Origin of the sequence: Bradyrhizobium sp. 6(2017) (assembly GCF_011058295.2) — a bacterium.
Lineage (GTDB): Bacteria > Pseudomonadota > Alphaproteobacteria > Rhizobiales > Xanthobacteraceae > Bradyrhizobium > Bradyrhizobium septentrionale.
This window is the reverse complement of the sequence record NZ_CP049289.2, coordinates 4,927,132-4,948,532: the sequence shown is the minus strand read 5'-3', so window position 1 is coordinate 4,948,532 and position 21,401 is coordinate 4,927,132. Positions and strand designations below refer to the sequence as shown.

General features: G+C 64.2%; 16 protein-coding genes and 1 pseudogene. 3 read left to right on the top strand and 14 right to left on the bottom strand.

From position 1 onward, the window contains the following. Positions 1 to 11: 11 nt before the first annotated feature. The 10 genes and pseudogenes from serS to G6P99_RS22965 all read right to left on the bottom strand — a co-directional run bounded on the left by serS (position 12) and on the right by G6P99_RS22965 (position 10,849). On the bottom strand, positions 12 to 1,343 hold the full coding sequence (gene serS, locus G6P99_RS23010) for a serine--tRNA ligase (RefSeq protein WP_029082689.1): 1,332 nt from the start codon (positions 1,341 to 1,343) through the stop codon (positions 12 to 14). 195 nt (positions 1,344 to 1,538) lie between these two features. Beyond that, positions 1,539 to 2,345, bottom strand: a complete 807-nt coding sequence (tatC, locus tag G6P99_RS23005) for a twin-arginine translocase subunit TatC (RefSeq protein ID WP_029082690.1) — start codon at positions 2,343 to 2,345, stop codon at positions 1,539 to 1,541. Further along, positions 2,342 to 2,887 carry a Sec-independent protein translocase protein TatB gene (gene tatB / locus G6P99_RS23000; RefSeq protein ID WP_029082691.1) on the bottom strand — a complete coding sequence of 182 codons (546 nt, stop codon included), beginning with the start codon at positions 2,885 to 2,887 and terminating at the stop codon, positions 2,342 to 2,344. The genes tatC and tatB overlap by 4 nt, the downstream gene beginning before the upstream one ends. A 159-nt stretch (positions 2,888 to 3,046) precedes the next feature. Beyond that, on the bottom strand, positions 3,047 to 3,280 hold the full coding sequence (locus G6P99_RS22995) for a twin-arginine translocase TatA/TatE family subunit (RefSeq protein ID WP_028332136.1): 234 nt from the start codon (positions 3,278 to 3,280) through the stop codon (positions 3,047 to 3,049). Positions 3,281 to 3,449: 169 nt separating this feature from the next. Beyond that, positions 3,450 to 4,319: pseudogene (scpB, locus tag G6P99_RS22990) on the bottom strand (SMC-Scp complex subunit ScpB); the annotation flags it as partial. A gap of 22 nt (positions 4,320 to 4,341) precedes the next feature. Further along, positions 4,342 to 5,163 carry a segregation and condensation protein A gene (locus tag G6P99_RS22985; protein WP_165123513.1) on the bottom strand — a complete coding sequence of 274 codons (822 nt, stop codon included), beginning with the start codon at positions 5,161 to 5,163 and terminating at the stop codon, positions 4,342 to 4,344. Further along, a complete protein-coding gene (gene nagZ / locus G6P99_RS22980; protein ID WP_165123511.1) occupies positions 5,160 to 6,185 on the bottom strand; it encodes a beta-N-acetylhexosaminidase in 1,026 nt (341 codons plus the stop codon). Before nagZ ends, G6P99_RS22985 begins: the two co-directional genes overlap by 4 nt. 46 nt (positions 6,186 to 6,231) lie before the next feature. Further along, positions 6,232 to 7,716 (bottom strand): SPOR domain-containing protein, encoded by a 1,485-nt coding sequence (locus tag G6P99_RS22975; RefSeq protein ID WP_029082695.1) that lies wholly within the window; start codon positions 7,714 to 7,716, stop codon positions 6,232 to 6,234. A gap of 118 nt (positions 7,717 to 7,834) precedes the next feature. Beyond that, positions 7,835 to 9,631 (bottom strand): arginine--tRNA ligase, encoded by a 1,797-nt coding sequence (gene argS, locus G6P99_RS22970; RefSeq protein ID WP_029082696.1) that lies wholly within the window; start codon positions 9,629 to 9,631, stop codon positions 7,835 to 7,837. Between the two features lie 9 nt (positions 9,632 to 9,640). Beyond that, entirely contained in the window at positions 9,641 to 10,849 is a 1,209-nt protein-coding gene (locus G6P99_RS22965) for a deoxyguanosinetriphosphate triphosphohydrolase (RefSeq protein WP_029082697.1), read from the bottom strand. Between the two features lie 137 nt (positions 10,850 to 10,986). On the opposite strand from G6P99_RS22965, the gene erpA reads away from it, so the two are divergent. Beyond that, the gene (gene erpA / locus G6P99_RS22960) at positions 10,987 to 11,316 is read left to right on the top strand and encodes an iron-sulfur cluster insertion protein ErpA (RefSeq protein ID WP_029082698.1); all 330 of its coding nucleotides are present in this window, start codon (positions 10,987 to 10,989) and stop codon (positions 11,314 to 11,316) included. Between the two features lie 56 nt (positions 11,317 to 11,372). Here erpA and G6P99_RS22955 read toward each other — a convergent pair whose 3' ends face one another. Together G6P99_RS22955 and G6P99_RS22950 are read right to left on the bottom strand one after the other, a co-directional pair. Further along, entirely contained in the window at positions 11,373 to 14,501 is a 3,129-nt protein-coding gene (locus G6P99_RS22955; protein ID WP_165123509.1) for an efflux RND transporter permease subunit, read from the bottom strand. Positions 14,502 to 14,504: 3 nt separating this feature from the next. Then, the gene (locus tag G6P99_RS22950; protein ID WP_165123507.1) at positions 14,505 to 15,638 is read right to left on the bottom strand and encodes an efflux RND transporter periplasmic adaptor subunit; all 1,134 of its coding nucleotides are present in this window, start codon (positions 15,636 to 15,638) and stop codon (positions 14,505 to 14,507) included. A 163-nt stretch (positions 15,639 to 15,801) separates the two neighbouring features. Here G6P99_RS22950 and xth point away from each other — a divergent pair, with 163 nt between their 5' ends. Then, on the top strand, positions 15,802 to 16,593 hold the full coding sequence (xth, locus tag G6P99_RS22945) for an exodeoxyribonuclease III (protein ID WP_029082701.1): 792 nt from the start codon (positions 15,802 to 15,804) through the stop codon (positions 16,591 to 16,593). A 19-nt stretch (positions 16,594 to 16,612) separates the two neighbouring features. Here xth and G6P99_RS22940 read toward each other — a convergent pair whose 3' ends face one another. Beyond that, positions 16,613 to 17,449, bottom strand: a complete 837-nt coding sequence (locus G6P99_RS22940; protein ID WP_029082702.1) for a tetratricopeptide repeat protein — start codon at positions 17,447 to 17,449, stop codon at positions 16,613 to 16,615. Next, the gene (gene ilvD / locus G6P99_RS22935; RefSeq protein WP_029082703.1) at positions 17,436 to 19,160 is read right to left on the bottom strand and encodes a dihydroxy-acid dehydratase; all 1,725 of its coding nucleotides are present in this window, start codon (positions 19,158 to 19,160) and stop codon (positions 17,436 to 17,438) included. Before ilvD ends, G6P99_RS22940 begins: the two co-directional genes overlap by 14 nt. 1,023 nt (positions 19,161 to 20,183) lie before the next feature. Between ilvD and G6P99_RS22930 the strand changes: the two genes are divergently transcribed. Further along, a complete protein-coding gene (locus tag G6P99_RS22930; RefSeq protein ID WP_165123505.1) occupies positions 20,184 to 21,212 on the top strand; it encodes a hypothetical protein in 1,029 nt (342 codons plus the stop codon). The last annotated feature ends 189 nt before the right edge of the window (positions 21,213 to 21,401 follow it).

Here is a 21,401-nt window from a genome sequence, read left to right as displayed (position 1 = left end):
TGGCCCTCGCCTCACATGCCGCGCTCGATGACCTTGAGCCCGCCCATATAGGGCTGCAGCACATCGGGCACCGCGATCGAACCGTCCTGCTGTTGATAGGTCTCCATCACCGCGATCAGGGCGCGCCCGACCGCCGTGCCGGAGCCGTTCAGCGTATGCACGAAGCGCGGCTTGCCGTCGGGGCCGCGATAGCGCGCGTCCATGCGGCGGGCCTGGAAATCGCCGCACACCGAGCAGCTCGAGATCTCGCGATAGGCGCCGCCGTCGCCCTGCCCGGGCATCCAGACCTCGATGTCGTAGGTCTTCTGCGCGGAGAAGCCCATGTCGCCGGCGCACAGCGTCATCACGCGATAATGCAGGTCGAGCTTCTGCAGAACCTGCTCCGCACAGGACAGCATGCGCTCGAGCTCGTCCTTGCTGGCTTCGGGTGTCGTGATCGACACCAGCTCGACCTTTGTGAATTGGTGCTGGCGGATCATGCCGCGCGTGTCGCGTCCCGCCGCGCCGGCTTCGGCGCGGAAACACGGCGTCAGCGCGGTGAGCCGCATCGGCAACTCTTTTTCATCGAGGATGGATTCGCGCGCGAGGTTGGTCAGCGAGACTTCAGCGGTCGGAATCAGTCCGAGGCGCTCGCCGCGCAAATCGGCATTCGGCGTCGAGAGCAATTCACCCTTGATCGCCCAGAACTGGTCGTCCTCGAATTTCGGCAATTGCCCGGTGCCGAACATCACGGCGTCGCGCACCAGAAGCGGCGGATTGATCTCTGTGTAGCCATGCTCGCCGGTGTGCAGATCGAGCATGAACTGCCCGATCGCACGCTCGAGCCGCGCGAGCCCCCGCTTCAGCACGACGAAGCGCGCGCCGGACAGTTTCGCGGCCGCCTCGAAATCCATGTCGCCGAGCGCGGTGCCGAGATCGTCATGCAGCTTCGGCGCGAAGCCGTAGTCGCGCTTCTTGCCGAACACGTGGTGCTGAACGTTGCCGTGCTCGTCGGTGCCGTCGGGCACCTCGTCGAGCGGCAGATTGGGAATCGACGACAGCTCCTTCGTCAGCTCGTCGTCGAACGATTTCGCCGCCAGCTCGAGCTGCGGCATCGTGGTCTTGAGCTCCGCGACCTCGGCCATCAGCTTGGCCGCACGGTCTTCGTCCTTGGCCTTCTTGGCGTCGCCGATCTCTTTCGAGGCCGCATTGCGCCGCGCCTGAGCCTGCTCGGACGCCAGGATTGCGGCACGGCGCTTCTCGTCGATCGCCAGCAGCGACGGCGACAGCGCCTCTAATCCGCGGCGCTTCAGGCCGGCGTCGAAGGCTGTCGGGTTGTCGCGGATCGCTTTGATGTCGTGCATGGTAGTCCTGATGGCGGGCTTGCAGATAACGTCGTACGTCAACGCTTGCGTTGCATGTTTCCACTACCACGACCGTCATTATCAGCGAAAGCGGGTGATCCAGTATTCCAGAGATCCGTGCGTGACGGAGGGGCCGCAGCGTACTGGATACCCCGCTTTCGCGGGGTATGACACCTGTTTCGGGGGAGACGGGCCCTACTCGGCCGGATTGGCCGCCGGCGGTACGCTGGACGAGGCTGCCTTGGTCGCGGCCTTCTTCTCCACGATCCGGACCGCGATGATGGCGCCCTCGTAGAGCGCGAGCAGCGGGATCGCGAGCGAGGCCTGGCTCAGCACGTCCGGCGGCGTCAGCACCGCGGCGATGATGAAGGCGATCACGATGAAGTAGCGCCGCTTCTCTCTCAGCATCTTCGAGGTGACGATGCCGATGCGGCCCAAGAGCGTCAGGATCACCGGCAGCTGGAAAGCGATGCCGAAGGCGAAGATCAGCGACATCATCAGCGACAGATACTCGCCGACCTTGGGCAGCAGCTGGATCTGCGCGGTCTCCGCGCTGCCGGCCTGCTGCATGCCGAGCGAGAACCGCACCAGCATTGGCAGCACGACGAAGTAGACCAACATCGCGCCCATCACGAAGAACACCGGGGTCGCGATCAGATACGGCAGGAAGGCGTTGCGCTCGTGCCTGTAGAGGCCGGGCGCCACGAACATGTAGATCTGTCCGGCGACGATCGGGAACGAGATGAAGGCGGCGCCGAACATCGCGAGCTTCAACTGCGTGATGAAATATTCCAGCAGCTGCGTGTAGATGAATTTCGAATTCTCAGGCCCCGCCACCAGCACGAACGGCCAGACCAGCACGTTGTAGATCTGCTTGGCAAAGAAGAAGCAGATGATAAAGGCCACGCCGAAGCCGAGCAGCGCCTTGATCAGCCGCGAGCGCAGCTCGATCAAATGATCCATCAAGGGGGCCTTGCTGGCCTCGATATCTTCTGCGCTCATGACGCCCTCGCGTCCTTGAGCACCTCAGGCTCCGCCGGCGTCACATCCTGCGACGGTGCCGGCGCGGGCTTCACCTCGCTGGTGATCGCAAGTGGCTCAGTTGTGGCAGCGTGCGTCTCAGCCTCGACGAAAGTCTCCGGCGTCGGCGCTGCGGGTGTTGTTGGCGTGACCAGTGCGTCACTTGACGTCACCTGTGCGTCGCTCGACGTCACCGGCGCGTCGATCGCGGAGGCGACCTGCGCATCGACGGGCTTGTCGATCTGCAGGGCGTCACTGACGTCCTTCTGCAGCGAGGTCATGATGTTGCCGCTGGTGATGCCGGTTGCGGCTTCCTTGACCTCGTCAAAGCTCTTCTTGATGTCGGCCATCTCGGCCTCGCGCATGGCTTCCTGGAACTGACCCTGGAATTCGGAGGCCATCTTGCGGGCCTTGCCCATCCATTGCCCGACCATGCGCAGCACGCCCGGCAGTTCTTTCGGGCCGATGGCGATCAGCGCGACGACCGCGATGACGACCAGTTCACTCCACCCGATATCGAACATGAATTCTTCCGCCTAGCGCGCCGCGATCGGCCCCATCGGTCCTAACAGGATTTGGGGCCGCCGGCGCCTCTTCTCAATCGGCGTCAATAGCGCTTCCGAGCGACGGCGTCACCGTTTCGCGCAAAGATAAACGTCGAAATATGTGTCAGTACAGGCGCGTCAGACGGCCTTGCTGCCGACATCCTGGCGCGCGGCTGACGGCGCCGCATTGTGATCGATCGACTTGGTGGGCTCGGTCTTCTCGGCGACCTTGTCGTCGTCCTGCATGCCCTTCTTGAAGGCCTTGATGCCCTGGGCGACGTCACCCATCAGGTCCGAGATCTTGCCGCGCCCGAACAGCAGCAGGACCACTGCGATCACGACGATCCAGTGCCAAATGCTGAGTGAACCCATCCTGCAACCCTCCAGAAATGGCCGGCGGGCCGGCCTGAACTTTGCCGGAAGGTAGGCCCGCGGGGTGTCAAAAACAAGGACCTCGGCCGCGGCAAATCGCTGTCGCGGCTACGTAATATTGCTAGCCTTAACCGGGAATATTTGGCGGCTATTCGCCTCTGTCCTCGGGGTCGGCCTCGCCGCGCTCGTCGCCGTGGGAATCCGGTTCGTCGACGTCGGCTTCGGCCGCTTCCGATTCGTCGGCAACGTCCGCTTCGATCTCGATTTCGGCCTCGGCTGTCATTTCAGCCTCAGCCGACGCTTCGGCTGCAGTCTTCGGTTCCTCGGCCTCCGGCTCGACGGCCGGCGCCAGCAGCAGCTCCAGCGTATCGCCCGGCTCGAGCGGCTCCTCGTCTTCCCGCAGCGTCGCGTCGTCCGAGGGCGACGGAACGGAGAAGCCGGTCGGCAGGCGCGAGTCGAGCAGACCGGTGCCCTTCAGCTCCTCTAGTCCCGGCAGATCGCCGAGCGCTTCCAGGCTGAACTGCGACAGGAATCCGTCCGTGGTTCCAAAGGTCAGCGGACGGCCCGGCGTCTTGCGGCGGCCGCGCGGGCGGATCCAACCGGTCTCCAGCAGCACGTCGATGGTTCCCTTCGACGTCACCACGCCGCGAATCTCTTCGATCTCGGCGCGGGTCACCGGCTGGTGATAGGCGACGATTGCCAGCACCTCGATCGCTGCACGCGACAGCTTCCGGGTCTCGGTGCTCTCGCGCGTCATCAGCCACGACAGATCGCCGGCGGTCCGGAACGTCCACTTGTTGGCGACACGCACCAGATTGACACCGCGCGGCGCGTATTCCGCCTGCAACTGCGCGAGCGCCACCTTGATATCGACGCCGTCGGGCATCCGCTTTGCGAGCGTCGCCTGATCGATCGGCTCGGCCGATGCGAACAACAGGGCTTCCAGGAGCCGCAATTCCTCAGGACGCGCCACCGGATCCATAGGAGAAACCTCCTCCTCCTCGGGCTCTTCTCTGCGCACTTCCGCCAAGCTTGCCATGGGCCTGCTCTCCTTCTTCCACTTACTCAACCGACAGGTTCGGCGCGGCCATTACGGCTTGCGCTGGACGCTTTCGGAAATAGATCGGCGCGAACGCCTGTTTCTGGTTGATCTCCATCTCGCCTTCGCGAACCAGCTCGAGGGCGGCAGCGAAGCTCGATGCGAACACCGTCGCTCTCTGCTTCGGATCGGCGACGTAGTTCATCAGATACTCGTCGAGGCAGCTCCAGTCCTCGGCGAGGCCGACCAGCCGCTCCAGCGAGGCGCGTGCTTCGGCGAGCGACCATACCGTCCGCTTGGCCAGATGCACCGAGGTCAGCACGCGCGAGGCGCGCTGCGTCGCATAGGCCGACAGCAGGTCGTACAAGGTCGCGGTGAACTTCGGATGCTTGATCTCGGCGATCGATTCCGGATTGCCGCGCGGAAAGATATCGCGCTGGAACTGCGGCCGGTTCATCAGCCGGTTTGCCGCCTCGCGGATCGCCTCCAGCCGGCGCAGCCGGTTGGCGAGCGCGGTCGCCATTTCCTCGGCGCTCGGCCCCTCAGCGCTCGGCGGTTCGGGCAGCAACAGCCGCGACTTCAGGAACGCAAGCCAGGCCGCCATCACCAAATAGTCGGCCGCGAGCTCGAGGCGGATCTTGCGTGCCGCCTCGATGAACGAAAGGTACTGGTCGGCAAGCGCAAGGATCGAAATCTTCGACAGATCGACCTTCTGCTGCCGCGCCAGCGTCAGCAGCAGGTCGAGCGGGCCCTCATAGCCCTCGACATCGACCACCAACGCCGGTTCGCCCTCGGCGAGGTCAGCCGGCCGCCCGGTCTCAAACGATAGAATTTCAGCGGTCATGCCGTCCCTACCCGATCCAACAACGCATCCAGTTCAGCCCGTGCCGCCTGCCGGTCGAGCGGCTGAGGCTGCTTCCGCGCCGCGAGCGTCGCCTTGGCTCGCTCAAGCGCCTTGCCGGTCAGTTCCGGCGTCTCCCGCGCCACGTCGCGCATCTCGTCGATGTTGCCGTTGCAGTGCAGAACCACGTCGCAACCGGCGCTGACGATGGCGCGGGTCCGCTCGGCAATTGATCCGGCCAGCGCATTCATCGACACGTCATCACTCATCAACAAACCTTGGAACCCGATCAGGCCGCGAATCACCTGTTCGATGATTGTCGCAGAAGTCGTCGCCGGATGGACGGGGTCGAGCGCGCTAAACACAACATGTGCAGTCATGGCCATCGGCAGGTCCGCAAGTGGCTGGAACGCGGCGAAATCGGTCCGTTCCAGCTCGTCTCGGGCGGTATCGACCGTCGGAAGCCGGAAATGACTGTCCGCCGTGGCCCGGCCATGGCCAGGAATATGTTTGAGAACCGGCAGCACACCGCCTTGTTCCAGCCCCTCCGTGACGGCGCGGGCGATCACCGCAACCTTGTCCGGTTCGGTTCCATAGGCCCGGTTGCCGATCACCGCGTCCGCCCCGGCGACGGGAACGTCGGCCAAGGGCAGGCAATCGACGGTGATTCCGAGGTCGATCAGGTCGGCTGCGATCAGCCGCGAGCTGAGCTTGGCCGCCGCAAGGCCGAGCTTCGGGTCGATGTCGTAGAGGGCCGAGAAGCTCGCGCCGGGCGGATAGACCGGCCAATGCGGCGCGCCGAGCCGCTGTACCCGGCCGCCTTCCTGGTCGATCAGGACCGGAGCATCGGCCTCGCCGCCTGCAGACCTGAGTTCCGCAACAAGAGCGGCCACTTGGGCAGGACTCTCGATGTTGCGCTTGAACAGGATGAAGCCCCATGGCCGCTCGGCGCGAACGAATTCGCGTTCAGCGTCATTGAGGGTCAGCCCGGATACGCCCGTAATGAATGCGCGGTTCGTCGTCATTCGGCCGATTAGGCCGTATGCAGCCCACGGGTCAAGGAAACGGCCCTTAATTTCTTTGGATGAGGCACTGCGGCCCACCGGCCGACATCAAGCTCTTGCACACTTGGCTCGCCTCCTCCGAGGACGCAAACGGGCCAGCGAAGGCGCGGTAATAGACGCCCTTCTCGCCGAGATCGACGCGTTTCACCACCAAAGGCTGCGAACCGAGCACGTTGCGATATTTGCCCTGCAGCGTCCGGTACGACGACTGCGCGTCGGCCTCGTTCTTCTGCGACGACACCTGAACCAGATATCCACCACCACCGCCGACCGAGGCCGTCGAGGTCGATGCCACCCGGGTCGGAGGCGCGGTAGGCGCAGCTTCAGCCTGACCGGGTGCCAGCGACATCGGCGCGTTCACGCTGGCATTGGCCGCAGCCGGGTTGCCGCGTGACACCGGTGGCTTCGCAGCCGCCGCAGGCTTGGCCGGCACGGCCGCTGTGGCTTGCGTGCCATCAGGTCCATCGCCCTTGACCGCGAGCGTGCGGATCTTGCGCGGCTCGTTGTTCGGCAAGGTCCCGTTCGCATTGACCGGGGCCGGCGCGGGCGGCGTCGTCTGCACGCTCGCCGCCGGCGGCGGATTCGCATTGGCGTTCAGCGGCGGAAACACCACGCGCGGTCCGGCGGTCTTCGAGTTGACGTCAACCGGGGTTTCTTCGCGCGAGACGATCTTCTCGGTGCCGTCCCCCGTTGCCATGCGGTCCGGCGTCTTGGCCGGCGCGTCGGCTTGGGCCGGGATCACCTTGGTCGGCGTGTTGTCGGCCTTGATGATCGGCGGCTCACCGCTGCGGGGCGAGCCGACATAGTTGCGATAGCCGAGCGCAGCGCCAGTGCCGACCACCGCAAGCGCCACCACCGCTACGACCGTGATCAGGCCGCTGCGCCGCTTGCGCGGCTCCGGTTCTTCCTCGTAGCCCTCATAGGCATAGGGATCGTCCGGATAGGCCGGATCGCGCTGGAGATCCTGTTGGCCGGCTTCCAGCTGGCCATAGAGCGCGTCGTCATAGCGCGACGGATCGACATTCTGACCGCCGCCCTGATAGTGCGGCTCCTCGTCAAACGCCTCGGGCTGCCGGGGGGGCTCGACCGGCCGATACTGCGCCACCGGCGCAGTCGCTGGCTGCGTCTGCGGGGCTGCATAGCGGTGCAACGGATGGACCGGCTTCGGCTGGTCGTCCTGCTCAGGCTCGTCGTACTCGGTGTGCTGCACGGGTGCCAGCTGCACAGGGGGCGGAACAACAGCCTCCTGTCGCGCGCGCTGCATCCAGGGTGGCGGACCTGCGGGCGGCGCATCCTCGTCGTCCGCCTGCGGCTGATACTGCTGCGGCCGTACGTTGGCGCGCGACTGCAGTGGATGCGGTGGCGGCGGCTTGTTGGCGCTGCCGAACGGATCCGTCTGGCCGATCAGCCGGGCCAGTTCGGCGAGCGGATCGACTTCGGCCCTCTGGGCCGTGTCGGCGGAAAAATTTCGGTCCTGATATCGATCAGCCATTGTGATGATGCATCCCCTCCGGGACAGCGCCAGGATCGCCGGCGCTGCTGGTCCGAACGAATTGGCCCCTGCCAGATGCCCTCACAAATCCCCACTCGTGAGGGCCAAATGCCCCTACCTACCGCATCTCGGTTGGAGCCTGGACGCCTAGAACAGCTAAGCCCGATGCCAGAACCGAGACGACGCCCTGAACCATTGCCAGTCGCGCCCTCGTGATCTCTGCATCATTATTGATAATGAAGCGTAAATAGGGCAAATCCCGCCCCTTGGTCCAGAGTGCATGAAATTCACTGGCCAAATCATAGAGATAAAAAGCGATTCGGTGCGGCTCATGTGCAATGGCCGCCGCCTCAATGATCCGGGGATAAAGCGCAAGACGCTTGAGCAGATCGAGCTCAGCCGGATCGGCCAGCCGCTCGACGGCGGCATTTCGCAGATAGGCCAGCCGCGCCTCGTCGGTCTCCGGCAGGTCTGGAACCGCCTCCTCCCGCGCATTGCGGAAGATCGAATGCCCGCGGGCGTGGCCGTACTGGACGTAGAAGACGGCGTTGTCCTTTGACTGCTCGATCACCTTGGCAAGGTCGAAATCGAGCACCGCGTCGTTCTTGCGGAACAGCATCATGAACCGCACAGCGTCGGAGCCGACCTCGTCGACCACCTCGCGCAGCGTCACGAACTCGCCGGAACGCTTCGACATCTTCACCGGCTCGCCGTCGCGCAGCAGCTTCACGAGCTGTACGATCTTGACGTCGAGCACAGCCTTGCCCGCGGACACCGCCTTCACCGCCGCCTGCATCCGCTTGATGTAGCCGCCGTGATCGGCACCGAACACGTCGATCAGATTGGTGAAGCCGCGCTCGAACTTGTAGCGGTGGTTGGCGATGTCGGATGCGAAATAAGTGTACGAACCATCCGACTTGATCAGCGGACGATCGACGTCATCGCCATAGGCGGTGGCGCGGAACAGCGACTGCTCGCGGTCCTCGTAATCCTCGACCGGCTTGCCCTTCGGCGGCGGCAAGCGGCCCTCGTAGATGTCGCCCTTGGCGCGCAGGAAATCGATGGTCTCGGCAACCTTGTTGTTGCCTGACGTGATCAGCGATCGCTCGGAGAAGAACACGTCGTGATGGATGTTGAGCGCGGCGAGATCGCCCTTGATCATCTCCATCATCATGGCGATCGCCGTGTCGCGCACGATCGGCAGCCACGCGGCTTCCGGCATGGTCAGGAGCTTGTCACCATGCTCCTTCGCGAGCGCCTCGCCGACCGGCACGAGGTAATCGCCGGGATAGAGCCCTTCCGGGATCGCGCCTATGTCCTCGCCGAGCGCCTCGCGATAGCGCAGGAACGCGGAGCGCGCGAGCACGTCGACCTGGGCGCCGGCGTCGTTGATGTAGTATTCACGGCAGACGTCGAAGCCTGCGAATTGCAGCAGGCTGCACAGCGCGTCGCCGAACACGGCGCCGCGGCAATGGCCGACATGCATCGGCCCGGTCGGGTTGGCCGAGACGTATTCGACATTGACCTTTTCGTCCTTGCCGATGCTGCTGCGCCCATAGGCTGCACCTTCGGCCAGCACGGCGCGCAGCGCGTCGGCCCAGACCTGCGGCTTCAAGGTCAGGTTGATGAAGCCGGGACCGGCGACATCGACGGAGGCCACCAGCGCGTCGGCCCGCAGCCGTTCGGCGATCTTGTCGGCGAGCTCGCGCGGCTTGGCCTTGGCATCCTTGGCGAGCACCATCGCGGCATTGGTCGCCATGTCGCCATGGCTGGCATCGCGCGGCGGCTCCACCACGACGCGGGAGAGATCGATGCCGGCGGGCCAGTTATCCTCGGCTGCAACAGCGGCACAGATCGCGTGCACGCGCGTCAGCATGTCGGCAAAAAGGTGTGGTGAAGCAGTGGTGTCGGCCATGGCAGGGCGCTAACGCAAATCCGGGGTCGAGTCAAAAAGCCTTTGGTGCTCGATCAAGGCGAAACGGTCGGTCATCCCGGCAATGAAATTGCCGATCCGCCTGTTCCGCGCGCTGCCGGTCTCCTCTGCGCTGCCCTCGATCCATTCCGCCGGCAGGTCTTCAGGCGACTGCCGGTAGCGCTCGAACAGATTGCGGACCACCTGCTCCGCCTCCCGCATCACGATCATCACCCGCTGGTGGCGATACATCCGCCGGTACAGGAACGCCTTGATCGCCGCCTCCTGCTCGGCCACCTCTGTGGGAAACGCGATCAGCGGGGCATTGTGGTGGCGCACATCGTGGGCCGATTGCGGCCGGGCCGCCGTAAGGCGCCGGTTCGCCTCCGTGAAGACGGCGTTGATGAAATGTGAGATCAGCTCGCGCACCAGTTCGGCGCCGCGCCGGACCTCGTCGAGCCCGGGATAATGCCGCTCGATCTCGGCGATGATCTCGGCGGTCAGCGGCATCTCCTTGAGGTCGTCGACCGCGAACAGACCGGCGCGCAGACCATCGTCGATGTCGTGGGCGTCATAGGCGATGTCGTCGGCGAAGGCCGCGATCTGCGCCTCCAGCGAAGCGTAGCTCCAGAGCTCGAGATCGTAGCTCCTGTTGTAGTCGGCGATCCCGACCGGAATCCCGCTTTCCAGGTAGCGGCCGGCCGGCGCGCCGTTGCGCTCGGTCAGCGGCCCGTTGTGCTTGACGATTCCCTCGAGCGATTCCCAGGTCAGGTTCAGCCCGCCAAATTCAGGATAGCGATGCTCCAGCGAGGTGACCACCCGCAGCGCCTGCGCATTGTGGTCGAAACCGCCGTCATCCTTCAGGCATGCGTCGAGCGCCCGCTCCCCGGCATGCCCGAACGGCGGATGGCCGAGGTCATGCGCCAGCGCCAGCGTCTCGGTCAGATCCTCGTCGACCCCGAGCTGGCGGGCCAGCGCGCGGGCGATCTGTGCCACTTCCAGCGAATGGGTCAGCCTGGTGCGGTAATGATCGCCCTCGTGGAAGACGAAAACCTGGGTCTTGTGCTTGAGGCGGCGGAACGCGGTCGAATGGATCACCCGGTCGCAGTCGCGCCGGAACGGGCTCCTGGTCTGGCTCGGCGGCTCCGTGACCAGCCGGCCCCGGCTACGATCGGGGTCGCAGGCATAGGGCGCGCGGGGGGCAGCCATTCCGACCGACACGGTATTTTAGTCCTTATCCATTTGATTCCATGGTCCGACGCACTTAACTATGCTTGAGGCGGCCGACCAAATGAATTGGGTATGACGCCGGGCATGATCCGATCAGACCATGCTCAAATAGGGTTTCGGAGACCGACATGACTGTTGCCATCACCGTCAGCGAACGGGCCGCCCGCAAGATCGGGCAGATCCTCAGCAAGGAAGGCGAAGGCGCCAAGCTGCGCATTTCGGTCGAGGGCGGCGGCTGCTCCGGTTTCCAGTACAAATTCGACGTCGAGCGCACCCAGGCCGATGACGACCTCGTGATCGAGCGCGATAGCGCCGTGGTGCTGATCGATCCCGCCTCGGTCCCGTTCCTCGCCGGCTCGGAAGTCGACTTCGTCGACGACCTGATCGGCGCCTCGTTCCGCGTCGTCAATCCGAACGCCACCGCCTCCTGCGGCTGCGGCACCAGCTTCTCGATCTAATCACCCGACGCTCTGACGCGTTTCCACGACGCTAGCCGGCTCGCCGGGATGCGCGGCTATTCCGCCGCGACCACCTGCGGGCGCTCGACGTCGCCGCCCGCCTCCGCCTGCGGATCGAGCTTGCGCCGCAGCCTGCGGTCGATGCGGTCGAGATAGATGTAGATGACAGGCGTGATGAACAGCGTCAGCAGCTGCGACACGCAGAGGCCGCCGACCACGGCGACGCCGAGCGGCTGACGCAGCTCTGCGCCGGCGCCCGCGCCGAGCGCGATCGGCAGCGTGCCGAAGATTGCCGCGAACGTCGTCATCATGATCGGGCGGAAGCGCAGCAGCGCCGCCTCGCGGATCGCGTGCTCGGCGCTGAGGCCGACGCGGCGGCGCTCCAGCGCGAAGTCGACCATCATGATCGCGTTCTTCTTGACGATGCCGACCAGCATCACGATGCCGATCATCGCGATCACCGACAGCTCCATGCCGAACATCATCAGCGTCAGGATCGCGCCGATGCCGGCCGAGGGCAGGCCCGAGATAATCGTGATCGGATGAATGAAGCTCTCGTAGAGAATGCCCAGGATCACGAAGGCCGCGAACACCGCGGCGAGGATCAGGACGCCCTGCCCGCGCAGCGAATCCTGGAACACCTGCGCGGTGCCCGAGAAGCCGGTCGCGATCGTCGGCGGCAGGTTCGCGGTCTGCTCGAGCTCGGTGATCTTGTCGACCGCGTAGCCGAGCGAAGTGCCCGGCGCGAGGTTGAACGAGATCGTCACGGCCGGCTGCTGGCCCTGGTGGTTGATCTGCAGCGGCCCGACCGTCGGCACCAGCCTCGCCACCGCATCCAGCGGGATGGTCTGGCCGTTGCCAGTCTTCATGTAGAGTTTCGAGAGATCGGACGGATCGACACGGAACTGCGGCTGCACCTCCAGGATGATCTGGTAGTCGTTCGAAGGCATGTAGATGGTGCCGACCTGCCGCGCGCCGTAGGCGTTGTAGAGCTGGTTGCGGACCTGATCGACGGTGACGCCGTAGACCGCGGCCTTCTCGCGGTCGATATCGACCGTCATCTGCGGGTTCTTGATGTAGAGGTCGGTGGTGACGTCGAGCAGGCCCGGAATCTTCTCGATCTTGTCCCGCATCTCGGGCGCCAGCCGGTAGAGCGACTCGGTATCGCCACTCTGCATCACATACTGATACTGGCTCTTGGAGATGCGGCCGCCGATGCTGAGGTTCTGGACGCTCTGGAAGAACGCCTGCATGCCCGGGATCTCGCGCGCCTTCTGCCTGAGACGGCCGATCACGACAACGGCGTTGTCGCGGGTCTTCTGCGGCTTCAGCGCGATGAACAGCCGGCCGTAATTCGTGGTCGGGTTGGGACCGCCGGAGCCGACCGTGGAATTGATGTAGTCGATCGCCGGATCGGTCCGGAGCACCTCGACCAGCGCCTGCTGCCGCACCCTCATCGCCTCGAACGAGGTGTCGGTCGCCGCTTCCGTCACGCCGATCAGGAAGCCGGTGTCCTCCTGCGGGAAGAAGCCCTTCGGCACGATCATGTAGAGGTAGATGGTGCCGCCGAGCGTCGCGAGCGTCACCACCAGCATCAGGGCCTTCTTGGCCAGCACCCAGTCCAGCGCCCATTCATAGGCGCGCAGCCAGGCCTCGAACATCGCCTCGAACGCCCGCAGCACGACGTTCGGCCGCTTGGTCGCGTCATGCGCGCGCAGCACGCGGGCGCACAGCATCGGCGTCATGGTCAGCGACACGAAGCCGGAGACGATGATCGCGACCGAGATCGTGACCGCGAATTCGCGAAACACGCGGCCGACGATGCCGCCCATCAGCAGCACCGGGATGAACACGGCGATCAGCGAGAAGGTGATCGAGATGATCGTGAAGCCGATCTCGCGGGCGCCCTTCAGCGCCGCCTCGAACGGCTTCATGCCGTGCTCGATATGGCGGACGATGTTCTCCAGCATGACGATGGCGTCGTCGACCACGAAGCCGACCGAGAGCGTCAGTGCCAACAGCGTCATGTTGTTGATGGAGTAGTCCAGCGCGTACATCACCGCGCACGTGCCGAACAGCGAGATCGGCACCGCCAGCGCCGGAATGAAGGTCGCCGACGCCGAGCGCAGGAACAGGAAGATCACGAGGATCACCAGTGCGACCGCGATCAGCAGGGTCTCCTCGACGTCGCTGACCGCTTGGCGGATCGAGACCGAGCGGTCCATCATGACTTGCATGGTCACCGAGGGCGGGATCGCGGCGCGCAGCGCCGGCAGCTTGGCCAGCACGGCATCGACGACCGCCACGGTGTTGGCGTCGGGCTGCTTCTGGATCGCGAGCACGATTGCCCGCTCGTCGTTCATCCAGGTCGCGATCTTGTCGTTCTCGACGCTGTCATAGACCTTGGCGATCTCGTCGAGCCGAACCGGCGAGCCGTTGCGCCAGGCCACGTAGATCTTGCGGTAGTCGGCCGCCTTGTCCATCTGGCCGGAGGCCTGCAGCGCAACATCCTGCTTGGGACCGTTCAGTGTGCCGACCGGCGTCGAGGAATTGGCGCGCGACACCGCGGCGCGGATATCCTCCATCGAGACGCCGCGGGCGGCCGCGGCCTCCGGATCGGCCTGGACGCGGATCGCAAATTTCTGCGTGCCGTAGATCAGGACCTGGGCGACGCCCGGCAGCTGCGACAGCGCCTGCCCGATCGTGATGTCGCCGTATTCATTGACGCTCGACAGCGGCAGCGTTGCCGATCCCAGCGAGACGAACAGCACCGGGAAATCCGCCGGGTTCACCTTCCGGAAGCTCGGCGGGATCGTCATCTCGATCGGCAGCCGGCGCTGGGCGATGGTCAATGCCGTCTGCACGTCGAGCGCGGCGGCGTCGATGTTGCGGTTGAGGTCGAACTGGATGGTGATGACGCTCGTGCCCTGCGAGGAGTTCGAGTTCATCGAGGAGATGCCGGAAACGGTCGAGAGCTGGCGCTCGATGATGCCGGCAACGGAAGCGGCCATGGTATCGGCGCTGGCGCCCGGCAGGGTCGCGGTGACCGCGATGGTCGGGAAGTCCACCTTGGGCAGCGCCGAGACCGGCAGCAGGCGGAAGCCGAACACGCCGAATGCGATGATCGACGCCGTGATCAGCGTCGTCATGACCGGGCGGCGGATGCAGAGCTCGGAGAGCGTCATCGGTCAGGCTCCGGCCTTGCGCGCCCGCTGCTCGACCCGCGATCCTTCCGAGAGCAAGAGCTGACCGTCGACGACGATGCTTTCATCGCCCGCCAATCCCTCAGAGATCACCGAGCTGCCCTGGAAGGTGCGATCGACCTTGACCGGCTGGACCTTGGCGACGCCATCCCTGACGACGAAGACGAAATTACCGTTCTGGCTGCGCTGGACCGCGACCGTCGGCACCACGACCGCGTCCTCGCTGCGGATGATCAGCTTGGTCTGCACGATGGTGCCAGGCCACAGCGTTTCGTTCTCGTTGCTCATGATGCCACGCACGGTGACCATGCCGGTGGTCGCGTCGACGGCGTTCTCGACCATCGCGACCTTGCCGCTCTCGGAACGCTGGTGGCCGGGAATGGTCGCGATCACCTTCGAACCGCCCTTCCCCATCGCGTCGCGCAGATCGACCAGCGCACGCTGCGGGATCGCGAAGGTGACATAGACCGGCGCCATCTGGTTGATGACGGCGAGCGGCTGGGTGTCGGCGGGACGAACGAAGTTACCGACCTTGACGTTGGCGGCGCTGATCCGCCCCGCGAATGGTGCGCGGATGACGGTGTAGCTTTTCTGGACGCGGAGATTTTCCAGCGCGAACTGGTCGGCCTTGATGGTGCCGATCAGCACGTCGGACTGGGTCTTGGCGTTGTCGAGATTGACTTGGGTGGTCGCGCCCTTGCCGACCAATTCGGTGTAGCGGCGGAGGTCGCGCTGCGCGCCCTCGAGTTGGGCCTGGTCGCGGGCCAGCACACCCACGGCCTGCTCGATTTGGGCGTCGATCTGCCGCGCATCGAGCATGAACAGCAGGTCACCCTCATTGACCTTGGCGCCGTCCTCGAAATGCACCGAGACGATGGTGGTCTCCAGCCGCGACTTCAACGCCACGCTGGAGATCGGCGTGACGGTCCCGATGGCGTCGACGTCGACCGGCACCGATTTGCGTTCCGCCTTGGCGAGATCCACCGACACCACACGCGGCCGCGGGGTCCCTTGCGCGGTGGCGGCACCGCCAGCCATCCATGAAGCGCGGGTCATGTAAGCCGCCCCGGCCGCAATGCCGAGAATGGCGACAGTCAGAACCAAATTGCGTTTTTTCATTTGTTTTGCACGTGCGCCACAGGCCACCCTTGAAGGCCGGAACGCTTCGTCACTCCCCCGTCGGCAATTGTTACGCCTTGTTTCCGGAGAGAGTTAGCACAGGCGGACCGCCCATGGTATGCCACCTAAGTAAAATCGTGCGGCTTCAATCCCGGTCATTTGCATGCGCATCGCCACTTGGAACGTCAACTCGGTCCGGCAACGGATCGAGCTTCTGGTCAGCTGGCTGAAGGAGTGCTCCCCCGACATCGTCTGCCTGCAGGAGATCAAATGCGTCGACGACGCGTTTCCCCGGCTCGAGGTCGAGGCACTCGGATACAATGTCGTCACCCACGGCCAGAAGACCTTCAACGGCGTCGCGCTGCTCTCCAAGCTGCCGTTCGACGAGACCAAATCGGGGCTGGCCGGCGACGACGAGGACGCCCATGCCCGCTTCCTCGAAGGCGTCGTCACGCTGAAGCAGGGCGTGGTGCGGGTCGCGTGTCTTTATCTGCCCAATGGCAATCCGGCGAATACCGACAAATATCCCTACAAGCTCAAATGGATGTCGCGGCTTCTTGAGTACACGCGGGAGCGGCTTAAGACCGAGGAGCCGCTGATCCTGGCCGGCGACTTCAACGTCATTCCGGCCGCCCGCGATGTCTACAACCCGACCGCCTGGACCGATGACGCCCTGTTCCGCCCGGCCACCCGCAAGGCCTTCCAGTCGCTGCTTGGCCTCGGCCTCACCGATGCGCTGCGGGCGGTCAATGACGAGCCCGGCCAGTACACCTTCTGGGACTACCAGGCCGGCGCCTGGCAGAAGAACTGGGGCCTGCGCATCGACCACCTGTTGATGTCGCCGCAGGCCAGCGACCGGCTGATCGATGTCGGCATCGACAGCTATGTCCGCGCCTGGGAGAAGCCGTCCGACCACGTTCCGGTCTGGGCCGATCTGGATTTCGAGACCGCCTGAGCGACGGCCTGCCGGGACATCAATCCCGGCGACCCTGCACCCAATGCTCGAGCATCTGGAGCGCCATCGCGCGATCGTCCTCGGAGGCCTTGGCGATCGCCCGGTTGTAGCTTTCCTTGATCCAGGCCTCGTCCGGCGTGGCGCTGTCACGCGCCAAGGTCAGCCACATCAGGCCGCGCGCCCGCTGCGGCGGCAGCCGGTCGCCGTTGAACAGCATCGCGCCAAGCAGCGCCTGCGCCTGATGCTGGCCCTTCTGGGCAGCGAGCCCGAGCCAGCGCGCGCCATAGCGGAAGTCATCCCGCGAGGCGTCCGGCGTCTTCAAATACAGCCGGGCAAGGTCATACTGGGCGTCGGCATTGCCGAAATAGGACGCGGCATAGGAGAACATCTCCCGCGCCCGCTCGGTGTCCGCCTTCACCTTGGAATTGGGGATGCCGCTCAGATAGTAGCGGCCGAGCGCGACGAAGGCGTTGGCCACGATCGAGGCCTGCGGCGCCGACGGCGAATCCTCGGCATGCGCGTTGGCAATCCGGCTGAAATATTCGAAGGCGCGCATGTCGTCCTGGATGACGCCGTCGCCCTCGGCGTACATCTTGCCGAGCTTCCACTGCGCCACGGGGTGGCCGCCCTCGGCCTGATACTGCAGCGTGCTGAAGGACGAGGTCGGTGAGGTCGCCGCCGGGGTCACTGGGGTCGTGGCCCGCTTCAGCGCTCCGGCCGTCCCCGGCTGTGGGGACGCCACCGGAAGGACCGTATCCTGGGGATTGACCGGGGCGCCGTCGAATCCAAATACGGGGGCCGCCACCGGAATGGCCCCTAACGCCAACGCAACTATCGTACGCCTAAACGTCCGCATAACACTGTTTCTCGTACGCGCCACCCGGATGGGTGACTGCGCCATCCACCGCCGGCCCCACTTGCTCGGCGTACTTCCACAGCGCACCAGATGTATGGTTCGTCGCGCGAGGGGCCCATTTGGTCTTACGATTTGCGAGTTCGGCGTCGCTCAATTTTACGTTAAGGGTGCCGACGACCGCATCGATCTCGATGATGTCACCGTCTTGCAACAACCCGATCGGCCCGCCGACGGCCGCTTCGGGTCCAATATGTCCGATGCAAAAGCCACGGGTGGCGCCGGAGAACCGGCCATCGGTGATCAGGGCAATCTTGCCGCCCATCCCCTGCCCGGTCAGCGCCGCCGTGGTCGCCAGCATCTCCCGCATGCCGGGACCGCCCTTCGGCCCCTCGTAGCGGATCACGATAACCTCGCCTTCCTTGTACGTGCGCTTCTGCACCGCTTCGAAGGCGTCTTCCTCGCGGTCGAAGCACCGGGCCGGACCGGTGAACCTCAGGTTGGACATTCCCGCGACCTTCACGATCGCACCCTCCGGAGCGAGATTACCCTTCAGCCCGACAACGCCACCTGTCACGGTGATCGGATTGTCGGCGGGCCGCACCACGTCCTGGTGCGGATTCCATTTCACGCTTTTGAGGTTTTCGGCGATCGTTCGGCCAGTGACGGTCAGGCAATTCCCGTGCAGGTGGCCATTGTCGAGCAGCGTCTTCATCAGCAGCGGAATGCCACCTACTTCAAACATGTCTTTGGCAACATAACGGCCGCCCGGCTTCAAATCCGCGACGTAAGGAGTCTTTTTGAAGATTTCGGCAACGTCGAACAAATTGAATTTAATGCCGCACTCATGCGCGATCGCCGGCAGGTGCAGTGCAGCATTGGTCGAACCACCTGAGGCTGCAACCACAGCTGCAGCATTTTCAAGGGCTTCCCGGGTGACGATGTCGCGGGGCCGGATGTTTTTCTCGATCAGCTCCATCACCTTCTCGCCGGCGGCGGAGCAGAAGGCGTCGCGGATCTCGTAGGGCGCCGGAGCCCCGGCCGAATACGGCAACGCGAGGCCAATCGCCTCGGAGACGGTCGCCATGGTGTTGGCGGTGAACTGGGCGCCGCAGGCGCCGGCCGACGGGCACGCCACCCGCTCGATTTCGTCGAGGTCCTCGTCCGACATGGCGCCGACCGAGTGCTTGCCGACCGCCTCGAACATGTCCTGCACGGTCACCGGCTGCCCGCGGAAGTTGCCGGGCAGGATCGAGCCGCCGTAGATGAAGATCGACGGCACGTTGAGCCGGACCATCGCCATCATCATGCCCGGCAGCGACTTGTCACAGCCGGCGAGCCCGACCAGGGCGTCATAGGAATGGCCGCGGACGGTCAGTTCGACCGAATCGGCGATGCATTCGCGCGACGGCAGCGACGAGCGCATGCCGTCATGGCCCATCGCGATGCCGTCGGTGACGGTGATGGTGCAGAACTCGCGCGGCGTGCCGCCGGCGGAGGCCACGCCCTTCTTCACCGCCTGCGCCTGGCGCATCAGCGAGATGTTGCAGGGGGCAGCTTCATTCCAACATGAAGCAACGCCGACAAAGGGTTGATGAATCTGGGCTGTCGTCAGCCCCATCGCGTAGAGATAGGAACGATGCGGCGCGCGCTGGGGCCCCTCCGTCACGTGACGGCTCGGCAGCCTGCCCTTGATGTTCGTCTTGGCGTCCATCCTGGCGTCCAATCGCGACCCTGTTTCCGGCGCTCTTTGCTTCATCAACGCCGGAACCCATCAAAAGTCCCGCCGTCGGAGCGCTGGCAATTCAGCTACGTGAATATCCTTTCATGTCGGGGTGTGGCTAAAAAGCGGCGCGACTACGGACCGGCTGTGTTTAGGGTTAAATGCCCCACTACTGTTGCGATGGCGCAACAATCGTGGCTCCCGGGCAACCATGTATTATCGGTCCTTATGGGAACCTGATCCGTGCCTGACGGAATAACCAAGAGATTGCGGCCTCGCGACGGAACTCGCCCGAGTTGTGGGTTGGCTCACCGCCCTCGCTCGAACAGAGGGCGCAGGGAAAGCCGGGTGCCGATCGCACCCATGGGCCCCGTGCAAAGGTAGAAAGCACGGGGGTAGGACCACAGGTGTAACCGGAGCAATCCGGCTTTCCCTGCGCGATGGCTTACGGCTTATTTCGTGCTCTCCCCGGCGAGACTGGGCTTGCTTGTCACCGCCTTCGCAAAACGCCTTCGCGTGTTGCGACGAGACACCTGCCGCTAGGGCGTCAGGACCACACGACTTCACCGTCCGCTTCACGTGTGCTCGTCAGTCACAACGTTCGGGCGTCCACCGCATCTCACACCTCGTTCGTGACGACCGCGAAGCGCCCCTCGATCGGGTGAGACGGGCAAATCTATACACTGAGTTGCATTTCTGATAAAGCGAAATATTTTCGCGCGCGAGGATTGACAGGTTTTGCTGGGTTGCCCGTCGGGTTGTTTTGTCGCACCTCGATGGGCCATTAGCGGACATTGACTGGCCTTCCGCGTTCTCCGGAAAACGGAGTAGGCTACGCCTACTGCCGTCCGTGCCCAATTGTTGTGGAGGGACTGGCCAACTTCGCAGCCGAAATTTTCTGCATCTCGCCGCGGGGGCCGGCCGGATTGTGTTCCCGCCGCCGCAGAAGGAGGCTCTCATTTCCGCGCGCAAAATTTCGCGTTGACGGACCGAACCAGGAGAGGAGAACCAGACGTGGCCGCTTTTCAAGAGGTTTTCCGCCGCTCCGGCATCGATGAGCGCCGCAGCCCGCCGGGCATGGTGGTGCCGTTCGGCGGCTCCAACATCGTGGCGCTGATCGATCCCGGAAGAAAGCTCAAAGTCGATCCTAACGCCCATGCCCTCGGGATCAAGGAGATCGATGGCGCCGATACCCTTAGACGCCTAATGCAGGCCAGAGACACCTTCTCCAAACCCGATATCGATCCGCAGCTCAGGGCGGCGTCACTTCCCGCCACCTTCAATGGCGATGCACGGTTTTTCGAAATCAATGGCCGGATTAAGCCGATTGGCTTTCCCGGCCTGGAGGTGGTGGCCCGGTCGGCCGGCCGGAAGATCGAAGCCAAGCTCAATGTCGCCGTGCTGCCGGAAATCAAGATCAAGGTGGCGTTCCGCAATGTCATGGTTCCGGGGAGTGGCGGCGCTCCGGCATTTCACGCCAAGAAGCCCTGCAACGAGCAAGATGAATTGCTGACGATGAACAATATATGGAGGCCGCAGGCCAACATCCGCTTCGAGCGGGTGCCAAGCGACTGGCTGGTCATCGACGACTCGCAGGCTGCCGTCAAACAGGAGCTCGCCAACGCCACTGGCATGAAGGATGCGAGCCTGGCGACCTTTCCCGATGTGATCGAGGTCGAAAAGCTGAAGAGCTTGTTCGTCAAACACAAAGTTCAGGGCGCCCATCTAACCATTTTCTGCGTCGATAAGCTCTGGTCCAATGGCGGCTCCGCCAATGGCTCGTTTGCTCGATCGCTGGACATTGCCTTCATCAGCTCGCAACGCGGGCCTAACACGTCTGCCCATGAAGCCGGGCATTTTCTCGGCTACTACTCGAAAAGCGCGAGCAAACCTTGGGACAGCCAAGGCCACACGCTGGAGACCGATCCGAAAACCGGAAAAGAAAACAGGGCGGAAGACATCAAGATGCTGATGCGCGGTGGAGGCGCCGGGTGGAAAATTCCGTTTAATCTCGTCAAGGAGTTCCGCGACTTCCCCGGCTAGCATCCGAAGGTCAGCCAGAAGCTGGAAATCACTCCAGACGTTGAATGTCGCCTTTGGGTCATTCGCGACCAAGTCGAGCCAACAGCAACCCGGCCAAGTCCGCCATGCCGCCGAAAGCGGAAGCAAAGGCGGCCCGCGTGCTGGACTTTGAGCCAATCATGTTGAAGCTTGGCCTTTTAGAACAACCGG

Coding starts and splice junctions, on each gene's coding strand:
- serS (WP_029082689.1), bottom strand. CDS start 1,343: ATGCACGACATCAAAGCGATCCGCGACAACCCGACAGCCTTCGACGCC.
- tatC (WP_029082690.1), bottom strand. CDS start 2,345: ATGAGCGCAGAAGATATCGAGGCCAGCAAGGCCCCCTTGATGGATCAT.
- tatB (WP_029082691.1), bottom strand. CDS start 2,887: ATGTTCGATATCGGGTGGAGTGAACTGGTCGTCATCGCGGTCGTCGCG.
- G6P99_RS22995 (WP_028332136.1), bottom strand. CDS start 3,280: ATGGGTTCACTCAGCATTTGGCACTGGATCGTCGTGATCGCAGTGGTC.
- G6P99_RS22985 (WP_165123513.1), bottom strand. CDS start 5,163: ATGACCGCTGAAATTCTATCGTTTGAGACCGGGCGGCCGGCTGACCTC.
- nagZ (WP_165123511.1), bottom strand. CDS start 6,185: ATGACGACGAACCGCGCATTCATTACGGGCGTATCCGGGCTGACCCTC.
- G6P99_RS22975 (WP_029082695.1), bottom strand. CDS start 7,716: ATGGCTGATCGATATCAGGACCGAAATTTTTCCGCCGACACGGCCCAG.
- argS (WP_029082696.1), bottom strand. CDS start 9,631: ATGGCCGACACCACTGCTTCACCACACCTTTTTGCCGACATGCTGACG.
- erpA (WP_029082698.1), top strand. CDS start 10,987: ATGACTGTTGCCATCACCGTCAGCGAACGGGCCGCCCGCAAGATCGGG.
- G6P99_RS22955 (WP_165123509.1), bottom strand. CDS start 14,501: ATGACGCTCTCCGAGCTCTGCATCCGCCGCCCGGTCATGACGACGCTG.
- G6P99_RS22950 (WP_165123507.1), bottom strand. CDS start 15,638: ATGAAAAAACGCAATTTGGTTCTGACTGTCGCCATTCTCGGCATTGCG.
- xth (WP_029082701.1), top strand. CDS start 15,802: ATGCGCATCGCCACTTGGAACGTCAACTCGGTCCGGCAACGGATCGAG.
- G6P99_RS22940 (WP_029082702.1), bottom strand. CDS start 17,449: ATGCGGACGTTTAGGCGTACGATAGTTGCGTTGGCGTTAGGGGCCATT.
- ilvD (WP_029082703.1), bottom strand. CDS start 19,160: ATGGACGCCAAGACGAACATCAAGGGCAGGCTGCCGAGCCGTCACGTG.